The sequence below is a fragment of the Paenibacillus sp. TAB_01 genome (assembly GCF_043945595.1).
Taxonomy (GTDB): Bacteria; Bacillota; Bacilli; order Paenibacillales; family NBRC-103111; genus Paenibacillus_S.
Map to the genome: position 1 here is coordinate 408,615 of NZ_JBIFNP010000001.1, position 14,252 is coordinate 422,866.

At 50.3% G+C, this 14,252-nt stretch carries 8 protein-coding genes, 17 tRNA genes, 2 rRNA genes, 1 pseudogene and 1 riboswitch; of the genes and pseudogenes, 23 read left to right on the plus strand and 5 right to left on the minus strand.

All coding sequences use genetic code 11. From position 1 onward, the window contains the following. Positions 1–3: 3 nt before the first annotated feature. Positions 4–348 carry a DUF2614 family zinc ribbon-containing protein gene (locus ACHHV8_RS02030; protein WP_395156322.1) on the minus strand — a complete coding sequence of 115 codons (345 nt, stop codon included), beginning with the start codon at positions 346–348 and terminating at the stop codon, positions 4–6. A gap of 119 nt (positions 349–467) precedes the next feature. Between ACHHV8_RS02030 and ACHHV8_RS02035 the strand changes: the two genes are divergently transcribed. From ACHHV8_RS02035 to ACHHV8_RS02140, 22 genes are all read left to right on the plus strand, one after another. Next, complete coding sequence (locus ACHHV8_RS02035; RefSeq protein WP_395156324.1) at positions 468–1,337, plus strand: nucleotidyltransferase-like protein; 870 nt, start codon at positions 468–470, stop codon at positions 1,335–1,337. 76 nt (positions 1,338–1,413) lie between these two features. Next, a riboswitch (TPP riboswitch) is annotated at positions 1,414–1,548 on the plus strand. Positions 1,549–1,662: 114 nt separating this feature from the next. Then, positions 1,663–1,863, plus strand: a complete 201-nt coding sequence (gene thiS, locus ACHHV8_RS02040) for a sulfur carrier protein ThiS (protein ID WP_395156327.1) — start codon at positions 1,663–1,665, stop codon at positions 1,861–1,863. 184 nt (positions 1,864–2,047) lie between these two features. After that, positions 2,048–2,821, plus strand: a complete 774-nt coding sequence (locus tag ACHHV8_RS02045; RefSeq protein WP_395156329.1) for a thiazole synthase — start codon at positions 2,048–2,050, stop codon at positions 2,819–2,821. Between the two features lie 413 nt (positions 2,822–3,234). After that, positions 3,235–4,777: ribosomal RNA gene (locus tag ACHHV8_RS02050) — 16S ribosomal RNA — on the plus strand. A gap of 314 nt (positions 4,778–5,091) precedes the next feature. Next, positions 5,092–8,165 (plus strand): 23S ribosomal RNA (locus tag ACHHV8_RS02055). Together the 16S and 23S rRNA genes with 17 tRNA genes alongside form the textbook arrangement of a ribosomal RNA operon. 82 nt (positions 8,166–8,247) lie before the next feature. Then, a tRNA-Asn gene (locus tag ACHHV8_RS02060) sits at positions 8,248–8,323 on the plus strand. A gap of 3 nt (positions 8,324–8,326) precedes the next feature. Then, a tRNA-Ser gene (locus ACHHV8_RS02065) sits at positions 8,327–8,415 on the plus strand. Between the two features lie 19 nt (positions 8,416–8,434). After that, positions 8,435–8,509 (plus strand) — tRNA-Glu (locus ACHHV8_RS02070). A gap of 47 nt (positions 8,510–8,556) precedes the next feature. Further along, positions 8,557–8,632 (plus strand) — tRNA-Val (locus ACHHV8_RS02075). 15 nt (positions 8,633–8,647) lie between these two features. Next, positions 8,648–8,724, plus strand: a tRNA-Met gene (locus tag ACHHV8_RS02080). A gap of 42 nt (positions 8,725–8,766) precedes the next feature. Further along, positions 8,767–8,843 (plus strand) — tRNA-Asp (locus tag ACHHV8_RS02085). A gap of 20 nt (positions 8,844–8,863) precedes the next feature. Further along, positions 8,864–8,939, plus strand: a tRNA-Phe gene (locus ACHHV8_RS02090). Positions 8,940–8,961: 22 nt separating this feature from the next. Next, a tRNA-Thr gene (locus ACHHV8_RS02095) sits at positions 8,962–9,037 on the plus strand. 9 nt (positions 9,038–9,046) lie between these two features. After that, positions 9,047–9,131, plus strand: a tRNA-Tyr gene (locus tag ACHHV8_RS02100). Positions 9,132–9,138: 7 nt separating this feature from the next. Beyond that, positions 9,139–9,212 (plus strand) — tRNA-Trp (locus ACHHV8_RS02105). A 14-nt stretch (positions 9,213–9,226) separates the two neighbouring features. After that, positions 9,227–9,302: transfer RNA gene (locus tag ACHHV8_RS02110), tRNA-His, on the plus strand. A 21-nt stretch (positions 9,303–9,323) separates the two neighbouring features. Beyond that, positions 9,324–9,398 (plus strand) — tRNA-Gln (locus ACHHV8_RS02115). 4 nt (positions 9,399–9,402) lie between these two features. Then, positions 9,403–9,477: transfer RNA gene (locus tag ACHHV8_RS02120), tRNA-Gly, on the plus strand. A gap of 9 nt (positions 9,478–9,486) precedes the next feature. Continuing rightward, positions 9,487–9,560 (plus strand) — tRNA-Cys (locus ACHHV8_RS02125). 16 nt (positions 9,561–9,576) lie between these two features. Beyond that, positions 9,577–9,665: transfer RNA gene (locus tag ACHHV8_RS02130), tRNA-Leu, on the plus strand. A 16-nt stretch (positions 9,666–9,681) separates the two neighbouring features. Continuing rightward, positions 9,682–9,758, plus strand: a tRNA-Arg gene (locus ACHHV8_RS02135). 5 nt (positions 9,759–9,763) lie between these two features. Continuing rightward, positions 9,764–9,843: transfer RNA gene (locus tag ACHHV8_RS02140), tRNA-Leu, on the plus strand. A 299-nt stretch (positions 9,844–10,142) separates the two neighbouring features. Here ACHHV8_RS02140 and ACHHV8_RS02145 read toward each other — a convergent pair. Beyond that, the gene (locus ACHHV8_RS02145) at positions 10,143–10,361 is read right to left on the minus strand and encodes a hypothetical protein (protein ID WP_395156331.1); all 219 of its coding nucleotides are present in this window, start codon (positions 10,359–10,361) and stop codon (positions 10,143–10,145) included. A gap of 209 nt (positions 10,362–10,570) precedes the next feature. Between ACHHV8_RS02145 and ACHHV8_RS02150 the strand changes: the two genes are divergently transcribed. Next, a complete protein-coding gene (locus tag ACHHV8_RS02150) occupies positions 10,571–10,858 on the plus strand; it encodes an alpha/beta-type small acid-soluble spore protein (protein ID WP_395156333.1) in 288 nt (95 codons plus the stop codon). Positions 10,859–10,967: 109 nt separating this feature from the next. On the opposite strand, the gene ACHHV8_RS02155 is transcribed toward ACHHV8_RS02150, so the two are convergent. The 3 genes and pseudogenes from ACHHV8_RS02155 to glpX all read right to left on the minus strand — a co-directional run bounded on the left by ACHHV8_RS02155 (position 10,968) and on the right by glpX (position 14,020). Continuing rightward, the gene (locus ACHHV8_RS02155; protein WP_395156335.1) at positions 10,968–12,065 is read right to left on the minus strand and encodes a polysaccharide deacetylase family protein; all 1,098 of its coding nucleotides are present in this window, start codon (positions 12,063–12,065) and stop codon (positions 10,968–10,970) included. 79 nt (positions 12,066–12,144) lie between these two features. Then, the gene (locus tag ACHHV8_RS02160; RefSeq protein WP_395156337.1) at positions 12,145–12,963 is read right to left on the minus strand and encodes a sulfite exporter TauE/SafE family protein; all 819 of its coding nucleotides are present in this window, start codon (positions 12,961–12,963) and stop codon (positions 12,145–12,147) included. A gap of 84 nt (positions 12,964–13,047) precedes the next feature. After that, positions 13,048–14,020 (minus strand): annotated as a pseudogene (gene glpX / locus ACHHV8_RS02165) (class II fructose-bisphosphatase). Positions 14,021–14,252 lie beyond the last annotated feature (232 nt).

Sequence of the window (14,252 nt, forward strand, 5' to 3'; positions counted from 1 at the left end):
CGATTAGGCGTTTGGAGCGCTTGGATCATGCTTTGGATCAAGAGACAAGATGGTTTTGCAGAACATGCAGCGGTCGGTCTTGCCCAACAGTTTCGTTGGTTTTCCGCATTCCGGACACTCGATAACCGTAGCGCTGGTGGACATCATTCCTGCCCAGAAATAAATTCCCATGCTCGCCAGCATAGCGATGGCTCCGATAAACATGAACGTAACGGCCATAATTTTACCCGCCGGACCCCAATCAAAGACGATTCCCGCCAAGCCGACAATCATTAGTAGCATGCCGCCCATTGTCAGCAGAAGACCCCACAAACGAAATTCGTTAACCTTACTGGACTTAAATCTCAACTTTCGTCACTTCTTTCTGAAATAAATGTGAAATTTGTCACCAAATCGATGCAGGGAAACCGCCCGGTTGTGTAGAAATAAGAAGTATCTAGGAATGTAATATTCGGGAGGCTGCAGCGATGAACGCCATTAAGGAACAGCTGGTTGCCAGGCTCCGGGAAGATGAAGCAGTCATCAGCGTCCTGGCGGTGGACAATCCGTCTCTGTTTTCCGCGCTTACGGACGGTTTCGATCTCCTGCTGCTCGTCATTTCAAATGAAGACCTGAAAACCGATCAACAATATCATTATATAAAAGACAACTGTCGTATACAAGAAAGATGGATATGTACTTCCTCGCTAGAGCATATTGTCGTGCAGGGGGAGCGCCGCAATCTTATCTATTGGATCTTAAAAGGAGAGATTCTTCTGGATCGGAATGTATATTTGGAAAGCCTGCGGCATCGTATGCTTGAATTTCCCCAGGAAATGCGCGAGCAAAAGCTGCTGATCGAGTTTTCCAGATTTTTGCGGAGATATTCGGAGAGCAAAGAATATATTCTAAACGATCACCTGCTCGATGCGTATAATAACATTTTAGAAGCGCTCCACCATTGGGCGAGGATCGTTATTATCGAGGCAGGGCTGCATCCTGAAACGACGGTGTGGCGGCAGGTCAAAGGCGTCAATCCGGGAGTCTACAAGCTCTATGAAGAGCTGACGATGAGCAAGGAGACGCTCAAGCAAAGAGTGCAGCTCGTTTTGCTGGCCTGTGAGTTTTCCGTCATGTCCAAAATGGAGCGATGCTGTAAGGTGCTCCTTGATATTTTGGCCAGCCGTGAGCAGGCATGGAGCCTGCATGAGCTTCAGCAGTGTGAGAAGCTTGCGGATCTTCAGAATGAACTGCCGTTGATTCTAAATAAACTAGTCAAAAAAATATTGGCTAAAGAGATCATTTACACGATGGATGAACAGGTATCCGTACTGGAGATTCGTTATACGAGCCTATAGCTGAGGATGTTTTTACCAACCGCAAACTTAACACGGGACAAAATTACGCATTTCTGCTATAATCTTCATTGAACTGAATAGCCACTGGGGGAGCCTTGTGATGTGAGGCTGAGAAAAGGAAGCTGTTCCTTGACCCTTGGAACCTGATTTGCGTGCTTAAAGCAGCATGCTACTGGATGATACCAGCGTAGGGAAGTGGATGGACGTAGCGATGCTGTACAAGGCATGTCTTACCAAGTCAACCCTTATGAGGTTGGCTTTTTTTGTTTGCAGCTGCTCATTGGATTCTAAGCTGGATGTATCTTTGAGAAACGAGGTGGTTCTTGTGGAATTGGTTATTAACGGTGAAGCGCGCACGGTGACGGACGCTGCAACGGTTGCAGATTTGCTTGTTCAATTTAAATTAGAGCAAAAAATACTCGTTATCGAATTGAACCGGGACATTATCGAACGAACGGATTATGAGCAAACGCGCTTAAACGATGGCGACCGTATCGAAATCGTGCATTTTGTTGGTGGGGGCTAAGTAATCTGCGCTCTCCCAGGCACTAAAAAGTTTGGTAATAGATATTTGCTGTACAGACGAATCAGCGTGCCGCTGTACTTCTGAACTATGTTCGCTTTATACCGCTTTATGGCATGAATTTCGTTCGCTTGAATGTTTGACTTTACCGGATTCTAACTGAATACATCTAATGGAGGCATTGAACATGACGGATATATTGAAAATTGGTCCTTACGAGTTTAAATCAAGGCTGCTTTTGGGAACAGGCAAATTTCCTGCCCTGGATATACAGAGCCAAGCGGTTCAAGCATCGGAATCGGAAGTGCTTACGTTTGCTATCCGCCGTCTGCCGATTGACAACCCGGATGCGCCTAACTTCCTGGAAACGCTCGATCTCAAAAAGTTTACTCTGCTTCCGAATACCGCAGGGGCTTATACCGTCGAGGAAGCGGTACGTATTGCCAAGCTGGCCAAGGCTACAGGATTGTGCGATATGATCAAGGTAGAAGTAATTGGAGATCCCAAGACGCTGCTTCCTGACCCGATCGGGACGCTGGAAGCTACGAAAATTCTAGTCGATCTTGGCTTCATCGTGCTTCCGTATACATCCGACGACCCGATCCTTGCCAGAAAGCTGCAGGAAGCAGGGGCGGCAGCTGTAATGCCTGGCGCATCTCCTATCGGTTCGGGACAGGGTATCGCCAATCCGAATCAGCTTCGTTTCATTATTGAAGAAGTCAAGGTACCGGTTATTGTAGACGCGGGTATTGGCGGGCCGGCGGATGCGGCTCTGGCTATGGAGCTAGGTGCGGACGGCGTACTTTTAAACACCGCTGTGGCAGGGGCCGACAATCCTGCGCTAATGGCGGAGGCATTTAAACTCGCTGTTGCCGCCGGGCGGAAAGGATTCCTTGCCGGAAGAATCCCCAAGAAGCGTTATGCCTCGGCCAGCAGTCCAGTCGAGGGCATGATTGAGTAGCCCTAAATAGTACATGCTGTCGGGGAGCCCAGCCGTTTTGTCGGGCTTTCCGATGCAATACTGAAAATAATTTTTAGCTGAAGCTTGACTTTCAATATCGCCCTGTGTTAAATTAGTCCTCGCCGCTGAAAACGGCGCACAATCATCCAAGCATGTGAGCAGGATTCAAAAATGTTCCTGGAAAAAATGCTTGCATTAAGAACGGTGAATGTGATATATTATAAAAGTCGCCGCTGAACGGGGTGACAATAACCGACAAAGAAATCGCACTTTGGTGTGGCTTTGGAAATCGGGAATAATGAAGCATTGCCCTTTGAAAACTGAACAACGAGTGAGTGAAATAAAGAAAATGCAAATTCTCGCTAGCAAGAAATTTTGAGCTTAAGACAAGCTCTGTTACAAGTTCTACAACTTTAATGGAGAGTTTGATCCTGGCTCAGGACGAACGCTGGCGGCGTGCCTAATACATGCAAGTCGAGCGGATTTCACCTTCGGGTGAAGTTAGCGGCGGACGGGTGAGTAACACGTAGGCAACCTGCCTGTAAGACCGGGATAACTATCGGAAACGATAGCTAAGACCGGATAGCTGGTTTTCTCGCATGAGGGAATCATGAAACACGGAGCAATCTGTGGCTTACAGATGGGCCTGCGGCGCATTAGCTAGTTGGTGAGGTAACGGCTCACCAAGGCGACGATGCGTAGCCGACCTGAGAGGGTGATCGGCCACACTGGGACTGAGACACGGCCCAGACTCCTACGGGAGGCAGCAGTAGGGAATCTTCCGCAATGGACGCAAGTCTGACGGAGCAACGCCGCGTGAGTGATGAAGGTTTTCGGATCGTAAAGCTCTGTTGCCAGGGAAGAACGCTCAGGAGAGTAACTGCTCCTGAGGTGACGGTACCTGAGAAGAAAGCCCCGGCTAACTACGTGCCAGCAGCCGCGGTAATACGTAGGGGGCAAGCGTTGTCCGGAATTATTGGGCGTAAAGCGCGCGCAGGCGGTTATTTAAGTTTGGTGTTTAAGCCCGGGGCTCAACCCCGGATCGCACTGAAAACTGGATGACTTGAGTGCGGGAGAGGAAAGTGGAATTCCACGTGTAGCGGTGAAATGCGTAGAGATGTGGAGGAACACCAGTGGCGAAGGCGACTTTCTGGACCGTAACTGACGCTGAGGCGCGAAAGCGTGGGGAGCAAACAGGATTAGATACCCTGGTAGTCCACGCCGTAAACGATGAGTGCTAGGTGTTAGGGGTTTCGATACCCTTGGTGCCGAAGTAAACACAGTAAGCACTCCGCCTGGGGAGTACGCTCGCAAGAGTGAAACTCAAAGGAATTGACGGGGCCCCGCACAAGCAGTGGAGTATGTGGTTTAATTCGAAGCAACGCGAAGAACCTTACCAGGTCTTGACATCCCTCTGACCGGTACAGAGATGTACCTTTCCTTCGGGACAGAGGAGACAGGTGGTGCATGGTTGTCGTCAGCTCGTGTCGTGAGATGTTGGGTTAAGTCCCGCAACGAGCGCAACCCTTGACTTTAGTTGCCAGCATTGAGTTGGGCACTCTAGAGTGACTGCCGGTGACAAACCGGAGGAAGGTGGGGATGACGTCAAATCATCATGCCCCTTATGACCTGGGCTACACACGTACTACAATGGCCGGTACAACGGGAAGCGAAGGAGCGATCTGGAGCGAATCTTTAGAAGCCGGTCTCAGTTCGGATTGCAGGCTGCAACTCGCCTGCATGAAGTCGGAATTGCTAGTAATCGCGGATCAGCATGCCGCGGTGAATACGTTCCCGGGTCTTGTACACACCGCCCGTCACACCACGAGAGTTTACAACACCCGAAGTCGGTGGGGTAACCCGCAAGGGAGCCAGCCGCCGAAGGTGGGGTAGATGATTGGGGTGAAGTCGTAACAAGGTAGCCGTATCGGAAGGTGCGGCTGGATCACCTCCTTTCTATGGAGTCCATGATGACGGCAGGTCATCGGACATAAAGCAGCGCAAGCTGCAAACTTTGTTGACAACTGACATCGTCTAGCACGATGTAACAGTTGCAATATCACTCACTCGTTGCTCAGTTTTGAGAGGTGCAATAGACTCTCAAACCTACTGACAACTGAAACGATGGAAACTTCGTTTACCCGTTGCAGGATAGCTTGTTCCTTGAAAACTAGATAACGAAACAAAGCATAGAATCATCCTTGAAAGAGGTAGATCTTATGATCTTACTCTTTACCATCTTTAGCTGCCGTTCGATTGTATCGAACACTGGTTAAGCTAATAAGAGCACACGGAGGATGCCTAGGCGCTAGGAGCCGACGAAGGACGTGGCGAACGACGAAATCGCCTCGGGGAGCCGTAAGCAGGCGTTGATCCGGGGATGTCCGAATGGGGGAACCCAGCTGAGGTAATACTCAGTTACCGCTATCTGAATACATAGGGTAGTTGGAGGCATACGAGGGGAACTGAAACATCTAAGTACCCTCAGGAGAAGAAAACAAGAGTGATTCCGTCAGTAGCGGCGAGCGAAAGCGGAACAGCCCAAACCAGAGGGCTTGCCCTCTGGGGTTGTGGGACGTCAATGTAGGTTTAGCAGAGTAGATGAAGCGGTCTGGAAAGGCCGGCCACAGAAGGTAACAGCCCTGTAATCGAAATTTTGCGAAAACCTTAGACGGATCCCGAGTACCGCGAGACACGTGAAACCTCGTGGGAAGCAGGCAGGACCATCTGCCAAGGCTAAATACTCCCTAGCGACCGATAGTGAAGCAGTACCGTGAGGGAAAGGTGAAAAGAACCGCGGGAGCGGAGTGAAATAGAACCTGAAACCGTGTGCTTACAAGAAGTCAGAGCCCGTTCATGGGTGATGGCGTGCCTTTTGTAGAATGAACCGGCGAGTTACGTTCCCGTGCAAGGTTAAGGTGAAGAGCCGGAGCCGCAGCGAAAGCGAGTCTGAATAGGGCGTATCGATATTTTCTTACGAAAAATCGCAGTACGTGGACGTAGACCCGAAACCGTGTGATCTACCCCTGCCCAGGGTGAAGGTGCGGTAACACGCACTGGAGGCCCGAACCCACGAATGTTGAAAAATTCGGGGATGAGGTGGGGGTAGCGGAGAAATTCCAATCGAACTCGGAGATAGCTGGTTCTCCCCGAAATAGCTTTAGGGCTAGCCTCGGGAGATGAGTAGTGGAGGTAAAGCACTGATTGGGTGCGGGGCCCGCCAAGGGTTACCAAGTCCAGTCAAACTCTGAATGCCACATACTTTATCCCGGGAGTCAGACAGTGAGTGCTAAGATCCATTGTCAAGAGGGAAACAGCCCAGATCATCAGCTAAGGTCCCCAAGTGTGTGTTAAGTGGGAAAGGATGTGGAGTTGCAAAGACAACCAGGATGTTGGCTTAGAAGCAGCCACCATTGAAAGAGTGCGTAATAGCTCACTGGTCGAGTGACTCTGCGCCGAAAATGTAACGGGGCTAAACACACCACCGAAGCTATGGCTCGCGTCACCTTCATTGCATCTTTGAGGAAGCCGTTTAGACACGGGACATTCGCCAGATTCCACCTCTAGGGGTTGGATCAAAGAATCTGGCTAAATGCCCTCAGGCTAAACGCGCCGCTTCGAAGCTGGAATGAAGGTGACGCTTGGGTAGGGGAGCGTTGTATGTAGGTAGAAGGTGTACCGTAAGGAGCGCTGGACAGCATACAAGTGAGAATGCCGGTATGAGTAACGAAAAGATCAGTGAGAATCTGATCCGCCGAAAGCCTAAGGGTTCCTGAGGAAGGCTCGTCCGCTCAGGGTAAGTCGGGACCTAAGGCGAGGCCGAAAGGCGTAGTCGAAGGACAACAGGTTGAAATTCCTGTACCACCGTGAACCGTTATGAGCAATGGGGTGACGCAGAAGGATAGTGACGCGGACTGATGGATGTCCGTCCAAGCAGAGAGGCTGGTGTGTAGGCAAATCCGCACATCGTTAAGGCTGGTCTGTGATGGGGAGCGAAAATTGCAGTAGCGAAGGTCATGAGTTCAGGCTGCCAAGAAAAGCCTCTAGCCAGGGAGAAGGTGCCCGTACCGCAAACCGACACAGGTAGGCGAGCAGAGCATGCTAAGGCGCGCGGAAGAACTCTCGTTAAGGAACTCGGCAAAATGACCCCGTAACTTCGGGAGAAGGGGTGCCTCGGTAGGGTGAATAGCCCGAGGGGGCCGCAGTGAAAAGGCCCAAGCGACTGTTTAGCAAAAACACAGGTCTGTGCGAAGCCGCAAGGCGAAGTATACGGGCTGACGCCTGCCCGGTGCTGGAAGGTTAAGGGGAGTGGTTAGGGGTTTACCCCGAAGCTATGAACCGAAGCCCCAGTAAACGGCGGCCGTAACTATAACGGTCCTAAGGTAGCGAAATTCCTTGTCAGGTAAATTCTGACCCGCACGAATGGCGTAACGACTTGGGCGCTGTCTCAACGAGAGATCCGGTGAAATTTTAATACCTGTGAAGATGCAGGTTACCCGCGACAAGACGGAAAGACCCCATGGAGCTTTACTGCAGCTTGATATTGGACTTTGGTACGATCTGTACAGGATAGGTGGGAGCCTGAGAAGCCTGAGCGCCAGCTTGGGTGGAGGCGACGTTGGGATACCACCCTGATCGTATCGGAGTTCTAACCTGGTACCGTAAGCCGGTATGGGGACAGTGTCAGGTGGGCAGTTTGACTGGGGCGGTCGCCTCCTAAAAAGTAACGGAGGCGCCCCAAGGTTCCCTCAGAATGGTTGGAAATCATTCGAAGAGTGCAAAGGCATAAGGGAGCTTGACTGCGAGACAAACAGGTCGAGCAGGGACGAAAGTCGGGCTTAGTGATCCGGTGGTACCGCATGGAAGGGCCATCGCTCAACGGATAAAAGCTACCCTGGGGATAACAGGCTTATCTCCCCCAAGAGTCCACATCGACGGGGAGGTTTGGCACCTCGATGTCGGCTCATCGCATCCTGGGGCTGAAGTAGGTCCCAAGGGTTGGGCTGTTCGCCCATTAAAGCGGTACGCGAGCTGGGTTCAGAACGTCGTGAGACAGTTCGGTCCCTATCTGTCGTGGGCGCAGGAAATTTGAGAGGAGCTGTCCTTAGTACGAGAGGACCGGGATGGACGTACCGCTGGTGTACCAGTTGTTCCGCCAGGAGCACGGCTGGATAGCTACGTACGGACGGGATAAGCGCTGAAAGCATCTAAGCGTGAAGCCCCCCTCAAGATGAGATTTCCCAGTATGTAAGACCCCTTGAAGACGACGAGGTAGATAGGTTCGGGGTGGAAGTGCCGTAAGGTATGGAGCTGACGAATACTAATCGGTCGAGGGCTTATCCAAGAGAACAGCAAAGAAGAAGGATGTATGCTTGTTTCGTATCTAGTTTTCAAGGTGCAACCTTGAAAAGAATAGCTCATTTCATTCCCTGATAGCTCAGTTGGTAGAGCACTCGACTGTTAATCGAGTTGTCACAGGTTCGAGTCCTGTTCGGGGAGCCATTTGGAGAGGTGTCCGAGCTGGCCGAAGGAGCACGATTGGAAATCGTGTAGGCGTCACAAGCGTCTCGAGGGTTCGAATCCCTCTCTCTCCGTAGCAATACTTTAAAGCAAGGCCCGTTGGTCAAGGGGTTAAGACACCTCCCTTTCACGGAGGTAACAGGGGTTCGAATCCCCTACGGGTCACCAATAAAAAACTTGGTACAACTAGTTTTTTATGGTATAATGCTCATTATGGAGGCTTAGCTCAGCTGGGAGAGCATCTGCCTTACAAGCAGAGGGTCGGCGGTTCGATCCCGTCAGCCTCCACCATATAAAGTATAACGACGCGGGGTGGAGCAGCCCGGTAGCTCGTCGGGCTCATAACCCGAAGGCCGCAGGTTCAAATCCTGCCCCCGCAACCAATTTATTTTCGGAGTGTAGTCAATCTTCGAGAAAACAAGTGTGGAGCCGTGGTGTAGAGGCCTAACATGCCTGCCTGTCACGCAGGAGACCGCGGGTTCGAATCCCGTCGGCTCCGCCATTATTGAATTGAATATGTAAGGCTCGGTAGCTCAGTCGGTAGAGCAGAGGACTGAAAATCCTCGTGTCGGCGGTTCGATTCCGTCCCGAGCCACCATGATTGTTTGATAAATTAATATGCCGTTGTAGCTCAATTGGTAGAGCAACTGACTTGTAATCAGTAGGTTGGGGGTTCAAGTCCTCTCGACGGCACCAGTATTATCCGGAGGCTTAGTGAAGTGGCTAAACACGGCAGACTGTAAATCTGCTCTCATCGAGTTCGGTGGTTCGAATCCATCAGCCTCCACCATTTACATAGGGGCATAGTTTAAAGGTAGAACAAAGGTCTCCAAAACCTTTGGTGTGGGTTCGATTCCTGCTGCCCCTGCCAATAGAATAAATGTGGCGGTCGTGGCGAAGGGGTTAACGCACTGGTCTGTGGCTCCAGCATTCGTGGGTTCAAGTCCCATCGATCGCCCCATATTATTTTTTTGAAAATTGTTGGGGATTAGCCAAGCGGTAAGGCAACGGACTTTGACTCCGTCATGCCTAGGTTCGAATCCTAGATCCCCAGCCATTTTGCGGAAGTGGCTCAGCGGTAGAGCATCGCCTTGCCAAGGCGAGGGTCGCGGGTTCGATTCCCGTCTTCCGCTCCATTATTTCCTGGCGCCATAGCCAAGTGGTAAGGCAGAGCTCTGCAAAAGCTTTACCCCCAGTTCGAGTCTGGGTGGCGCCTCCATTCTTTTAATCCACTCGCCGGAGTGGCGGAATCGGCAGACGCACAGGACTTAAAATCCTGCGGTAGGTGACTACCGTACCAGTTCAAGTCTGGTCTTCGGCACCAAGTAAATAATTAAAATGTTCCCTTAGCTCAGCTGGATAGAGCGTTTGACTACGAATCAAAAGGCCGGGAGTTCGAATCTCTCAGGGAACGCCATACAAGCCGGTGTGGCGGAATTGGCAGACGCGCGCGACTCAAAATCGTGAGGGAAACCGTGGGGGTTCGAGTCCCTTCACCGGCATCAAAAAGCCAAGAAATCATAAAATGATTTCTTGGCTTTTTTCGTTCAGCGGCCGCTAAGATTATTTGTGAAACGAGAAACGAGTATAGAGATTGGAGTTTTGGTTGTGTGGAGTAATGCAGTTTGTGTGGAGTAGTGCAGTGCAACGTAGTTTAGTGCAGTATAATGCACGTAATGTAGTGTAGTTTTGGTTTAGTGTAATGCAGACTAGAAGTTAGTAGATAAGTGTAGAAGGCGCATGAGTAAATGTGTGTAATTGCATATCCTCAGCTGCTCGTTGCTCTTCGTGATTCGTGTTTTTAAAGGCGTGCATAGTATTGATTGAGAGAATCTAGTATTTCTACGCAGTAGGTGGTTTCTTCTTCTGTTTTTTCAGCCCCTTCATCCTTGCTGATCTGTTCGAAGCGCTGGACGAGGGCATCCGTCACGAATTCTGCACTGACGCCATAATGTTTTACTATTGCAAAAAGACCGTCTAAATTTTTATGGTTGTCGATAATTTCTGTCAAATGGCTCAAAGCTTCTCAACTCCTTTGGATAGGATAGTTATTCATTCTTTTTATAGTCGGGGCCTTATAAATCATTCGCTTTGGTTGAGGCAACCTCAAGCAAGATAGCCCATTGCTTAGATTCTGCAAAATCCTGCGTTTTATGTGCCGGTATACCTAAGGAAGTTTGAGATCATGCTAAACACATAATCTTAGGATGATGAAAGGCAGGGATGAGTATGGCAGCCAGAAGAAGAAGCAATCGTTTGGTGGTGCCTGCGGCTTCGGAAGGGATGGAGCGGTTCAAAAGTGAGGTCATGAGCCGCAATGGCTATGCCGTAAATCGCAGCGAGCCTCAAAATGTGAAATACGAGGTAGCGAAAACACTCGGAATCCCGTTGTCTCCCAACGGTAACGGTAACTTGACTACTGAGCAGGCAGGGAAGATAGGCGGACAAATCGGCGGGAGCATGGTTAAAGAAATGATTCGTATGGCTCAGGAAAAGCTTGCAAATGAACGAAAATAATCCATGCTTGAAGAGATTTTCACGAAAAGACCGATTGAATCAGTAATTAGTACGAATAATATACAAGACGCCTCCAAACCCGACAAATGTGGGAGTGGAGGCGTCTTTTTCATAAATGCTTTGATACTTTGAGCAGCTCGGGTAAAGTAACCAGCTGGTAGCCGCGGGATTGCAGGGATTCAATAATCGTCGGTAGAGCGGAGACGGTACCTGCGAGATTTTGCTCGGGGCCGCCGCCGGAGTGCTGCAGTATAATGGAGCCTGCCTTGGCGTGATTTAATACGTTGGATGTAACCTGAGCTTGACTCAGCTGCCTCCAGTCCTTGGAATCCACATTCCAATTGACTACAGTCATCTGGTGGTTAGAAGCCCATAGCAGCTGGCTTTCCGTAATTTCACCGTAAGGCGGGCGGATAAGCTTTGGGCTGTAGCCGATCGTCGACTGTAATAGCTTTTGGGTTTTCAAGATTTGGGATTGAAACTGCTCATCACTAAGCTTCGTCAATAGGGCATGATTATAGGTGTGATTGCCGACAACGTGCCCCTCTTTGGTCATGCGTTTAACAACGTTGGGGTGTTTCTCCACAAGCCGGCCGATGACAAAAAAAGTGGCTTTCACGTCGTATTGTTTTAAAATATCAAGCACCTGCAACGTATACTTGGTATCGGGAGCATCATCGAAGGTGAGCGCCACTTTGTTCGATCCGGAAGGGCCGTGAAGAAGTAAGAGGTCTGGATACTTTTTGACCAGCTGAGAGAGAGTCAGCCGTTTTTTACCGCTGCTGCGCTGCAGAACCGTAGTGCGGCTGTTTTTCTCCGGCGGCTTGCTCTGCTTAGGCTGTTGTCCCTTGCTTGGTTTCGGTGCAGGCTCAAGAGCAGGCGCCGGTGCAGCGGGAGGAGCTTGTGGGGCAGGAGCCTGCTGCTGTACCTCGGGCTTCTGCAGGGTCGGTTCGTGCAGCTCAGGTGCTTGGAGGGCCTTCTCAGCCTTCTTCAGATTGGAATCGATGGAATCGAGAGCAGAAGCAGGGGGCTGAACAGCATCCGCTTCACGAGTCGTTCCTTGAGTTGCAGCTCCGGATTCTTCAGCAGCCTGGTTATAACTTGACGGTTTCGGCTGTTCAGATGCCTGCTGAGGCGAGCAGCCGCTAAAAAGCAAAGCAGCGGTTAAAACCGAGCTTAAACAGGTTGGAGCATGAAATTTTGGCATAAAAAAAATCTCCCCTCGAACGATAGATACGGTTAGTGTTCGAGAAGAGCAGAAAGATTATCCCTTATGTGCGTAAATGTTAAGCTGCGGTAACGCCTTCCCAGATCATTTTGAGAGCGACTAGGAAGAAGGTGATCCGAAGCACCCACATCAGTTTTTTGGTGCTCAGCTTGCTTGCGATTTTGGCCCCAAGCCAGCCTCCGACAAGTGCGCTCGGTGCTAGACCCAGCACCATCCAAAAGTCGACCTCGCCCAACGTCAGATGAGTGATGCTTCCCATAATAGAAGAGAGGAAGATGACAAACATCGATGTGGCCGTTGCAATATGCGGAGGATAGCGGAAGATAAGAACCATAGCCGGCACAAAAAGTGATCCTCCCCCAATACCGAACAGACCGGAAATGATTCCGACAGCGAGTCCGATGATTAATGCGGATACAATGCCATAGCCATAGGAATGGGTTTTCCCTTGCGAGTCCGTAAACGTTCTTTGGATACGCCACGATATATCAAGCGGCTTGATGTAGTCTCTCAGAACGAGCAGAGAGGCCATGAACAGCATAAATATGCCGAAGGACAGCTGAAAGGACTTGGCATTCACAAATTGGGTCAAATAGGAACCAAGCATGGCACCGGGACCGCATGTGATGAAATAGAGCCATCCGCTTTTGAAATCGACTCTTTTTTGTTTAAGGAAAGTGAGCGTGGAGGACATAGCGGTAAAAATAAGGACGGCCAGCGAGGTTCCGACGGCTGTAGCGACGGAAATCTCTTTGCCGGCGAAAAGCGGGCCTAAATACACTAAAGCGGGAACGATAATGACGCCCCCGCCTAATCCGACCAGGCTGCCCAAGGTGGCAGCCAGCAAACCGACTGCAGTATAGAACAAAAAGACCATTTGACGAAAACCCTTCTTCCGCGGTACAAAATAAAATCATGTAAATTTTAAACATATTTGCGGAGAAGGTCAATCATTCATTTGTTATAGTGCTTCACCAAGTAAAGGTTTGTTCGGCAGGTAATGATTCGACCGGATGAAACGGATTGTTTTGGTTTTGGCTCTCATGACAATGGAGTGGGTCTCGGCCCGCTGGTGTCCGGTATATTGTACCCCGCCCAGAAATTCCCCGGGAGTAATGCCGGTCGCTGCAAAAATCACATCCTGGTTCCCTACCATGTCCTCCATCGTCAGCAGCTTTAACGGATTCGTCATTCCCATCTGAAGGCAGCGCTGGTACTCCTCTTCATTGGAGGGCATCAGCCTTCCCTGCAGCTCGCCTCCCAGGCAGCTTAGGGCCGCCGCGGCAAGTACGCCTTCAGGAGCTCCGCCGGAGCCGACGTACAGGTCAATGCCGGACTCGGGCATCGCAGGGGCCATCGCCCCGGCCACATCGCCGTCGCTTAGCAGCTTGATTCGCACGCCGATACGGCGAAGCGTCTGGATCAGGTCCTGATGCCGCTCGCGGTCCAGGATCATCACGGTTAAATTGCTGAGCGGCTTATTGAGATGCTCGGCGGCTTTCGCCAGAGTAAGCTCCAGCGGATCCTCCAGCCGAAGCTTGCCGGTGAGGGCAGGGCCGACGGCCAGCTTTTGCATATACATATCCGGCGCATGCAGCAGGCAGCCCTTATTCGCAATGGCGATAACCGCCAGCGCGTTGTTTAATCCCTTGGCCACGAGCTCGGTTCCTTCGAGCGGATCTACGGCGATATCTACCTCGGGCACCTTGGCCGTTGCCAACCTGCTCACCGATATACAGCATCGGGGCTTCGTCCATCTCGCCCTCTCCGATCACGACGGTGCCCTGCACCGACACGGAGTCGAACATTGCTCTCATGGCTGTCGTCGCGGCTCCGTCCGCTTGATTCTTATCCCCGCGTCCCATCCATTGCGCTGCAGATAGTGCAGCCAGTTCCGTTACCCGAACAATTTCCAAAGCCAATTCTCTTTCCATCCGGCATCCCCCCGAAAAATAATCATAATGATTTCAAAATGACACTCTATTCGTTGAATATAGTATAATAATTAAATATAAAATGTGCAATAATTGTTATTAATGTTCAAAAAATATATACTTATTTTCTTTATAGGGTAATTTTTTGCTGGAAATGATGCATATAGTAAGTTTTCATTATTTATAGAACGATACTTTTTTGGTAATATCATTAAGATAAGAAAAAATAGAA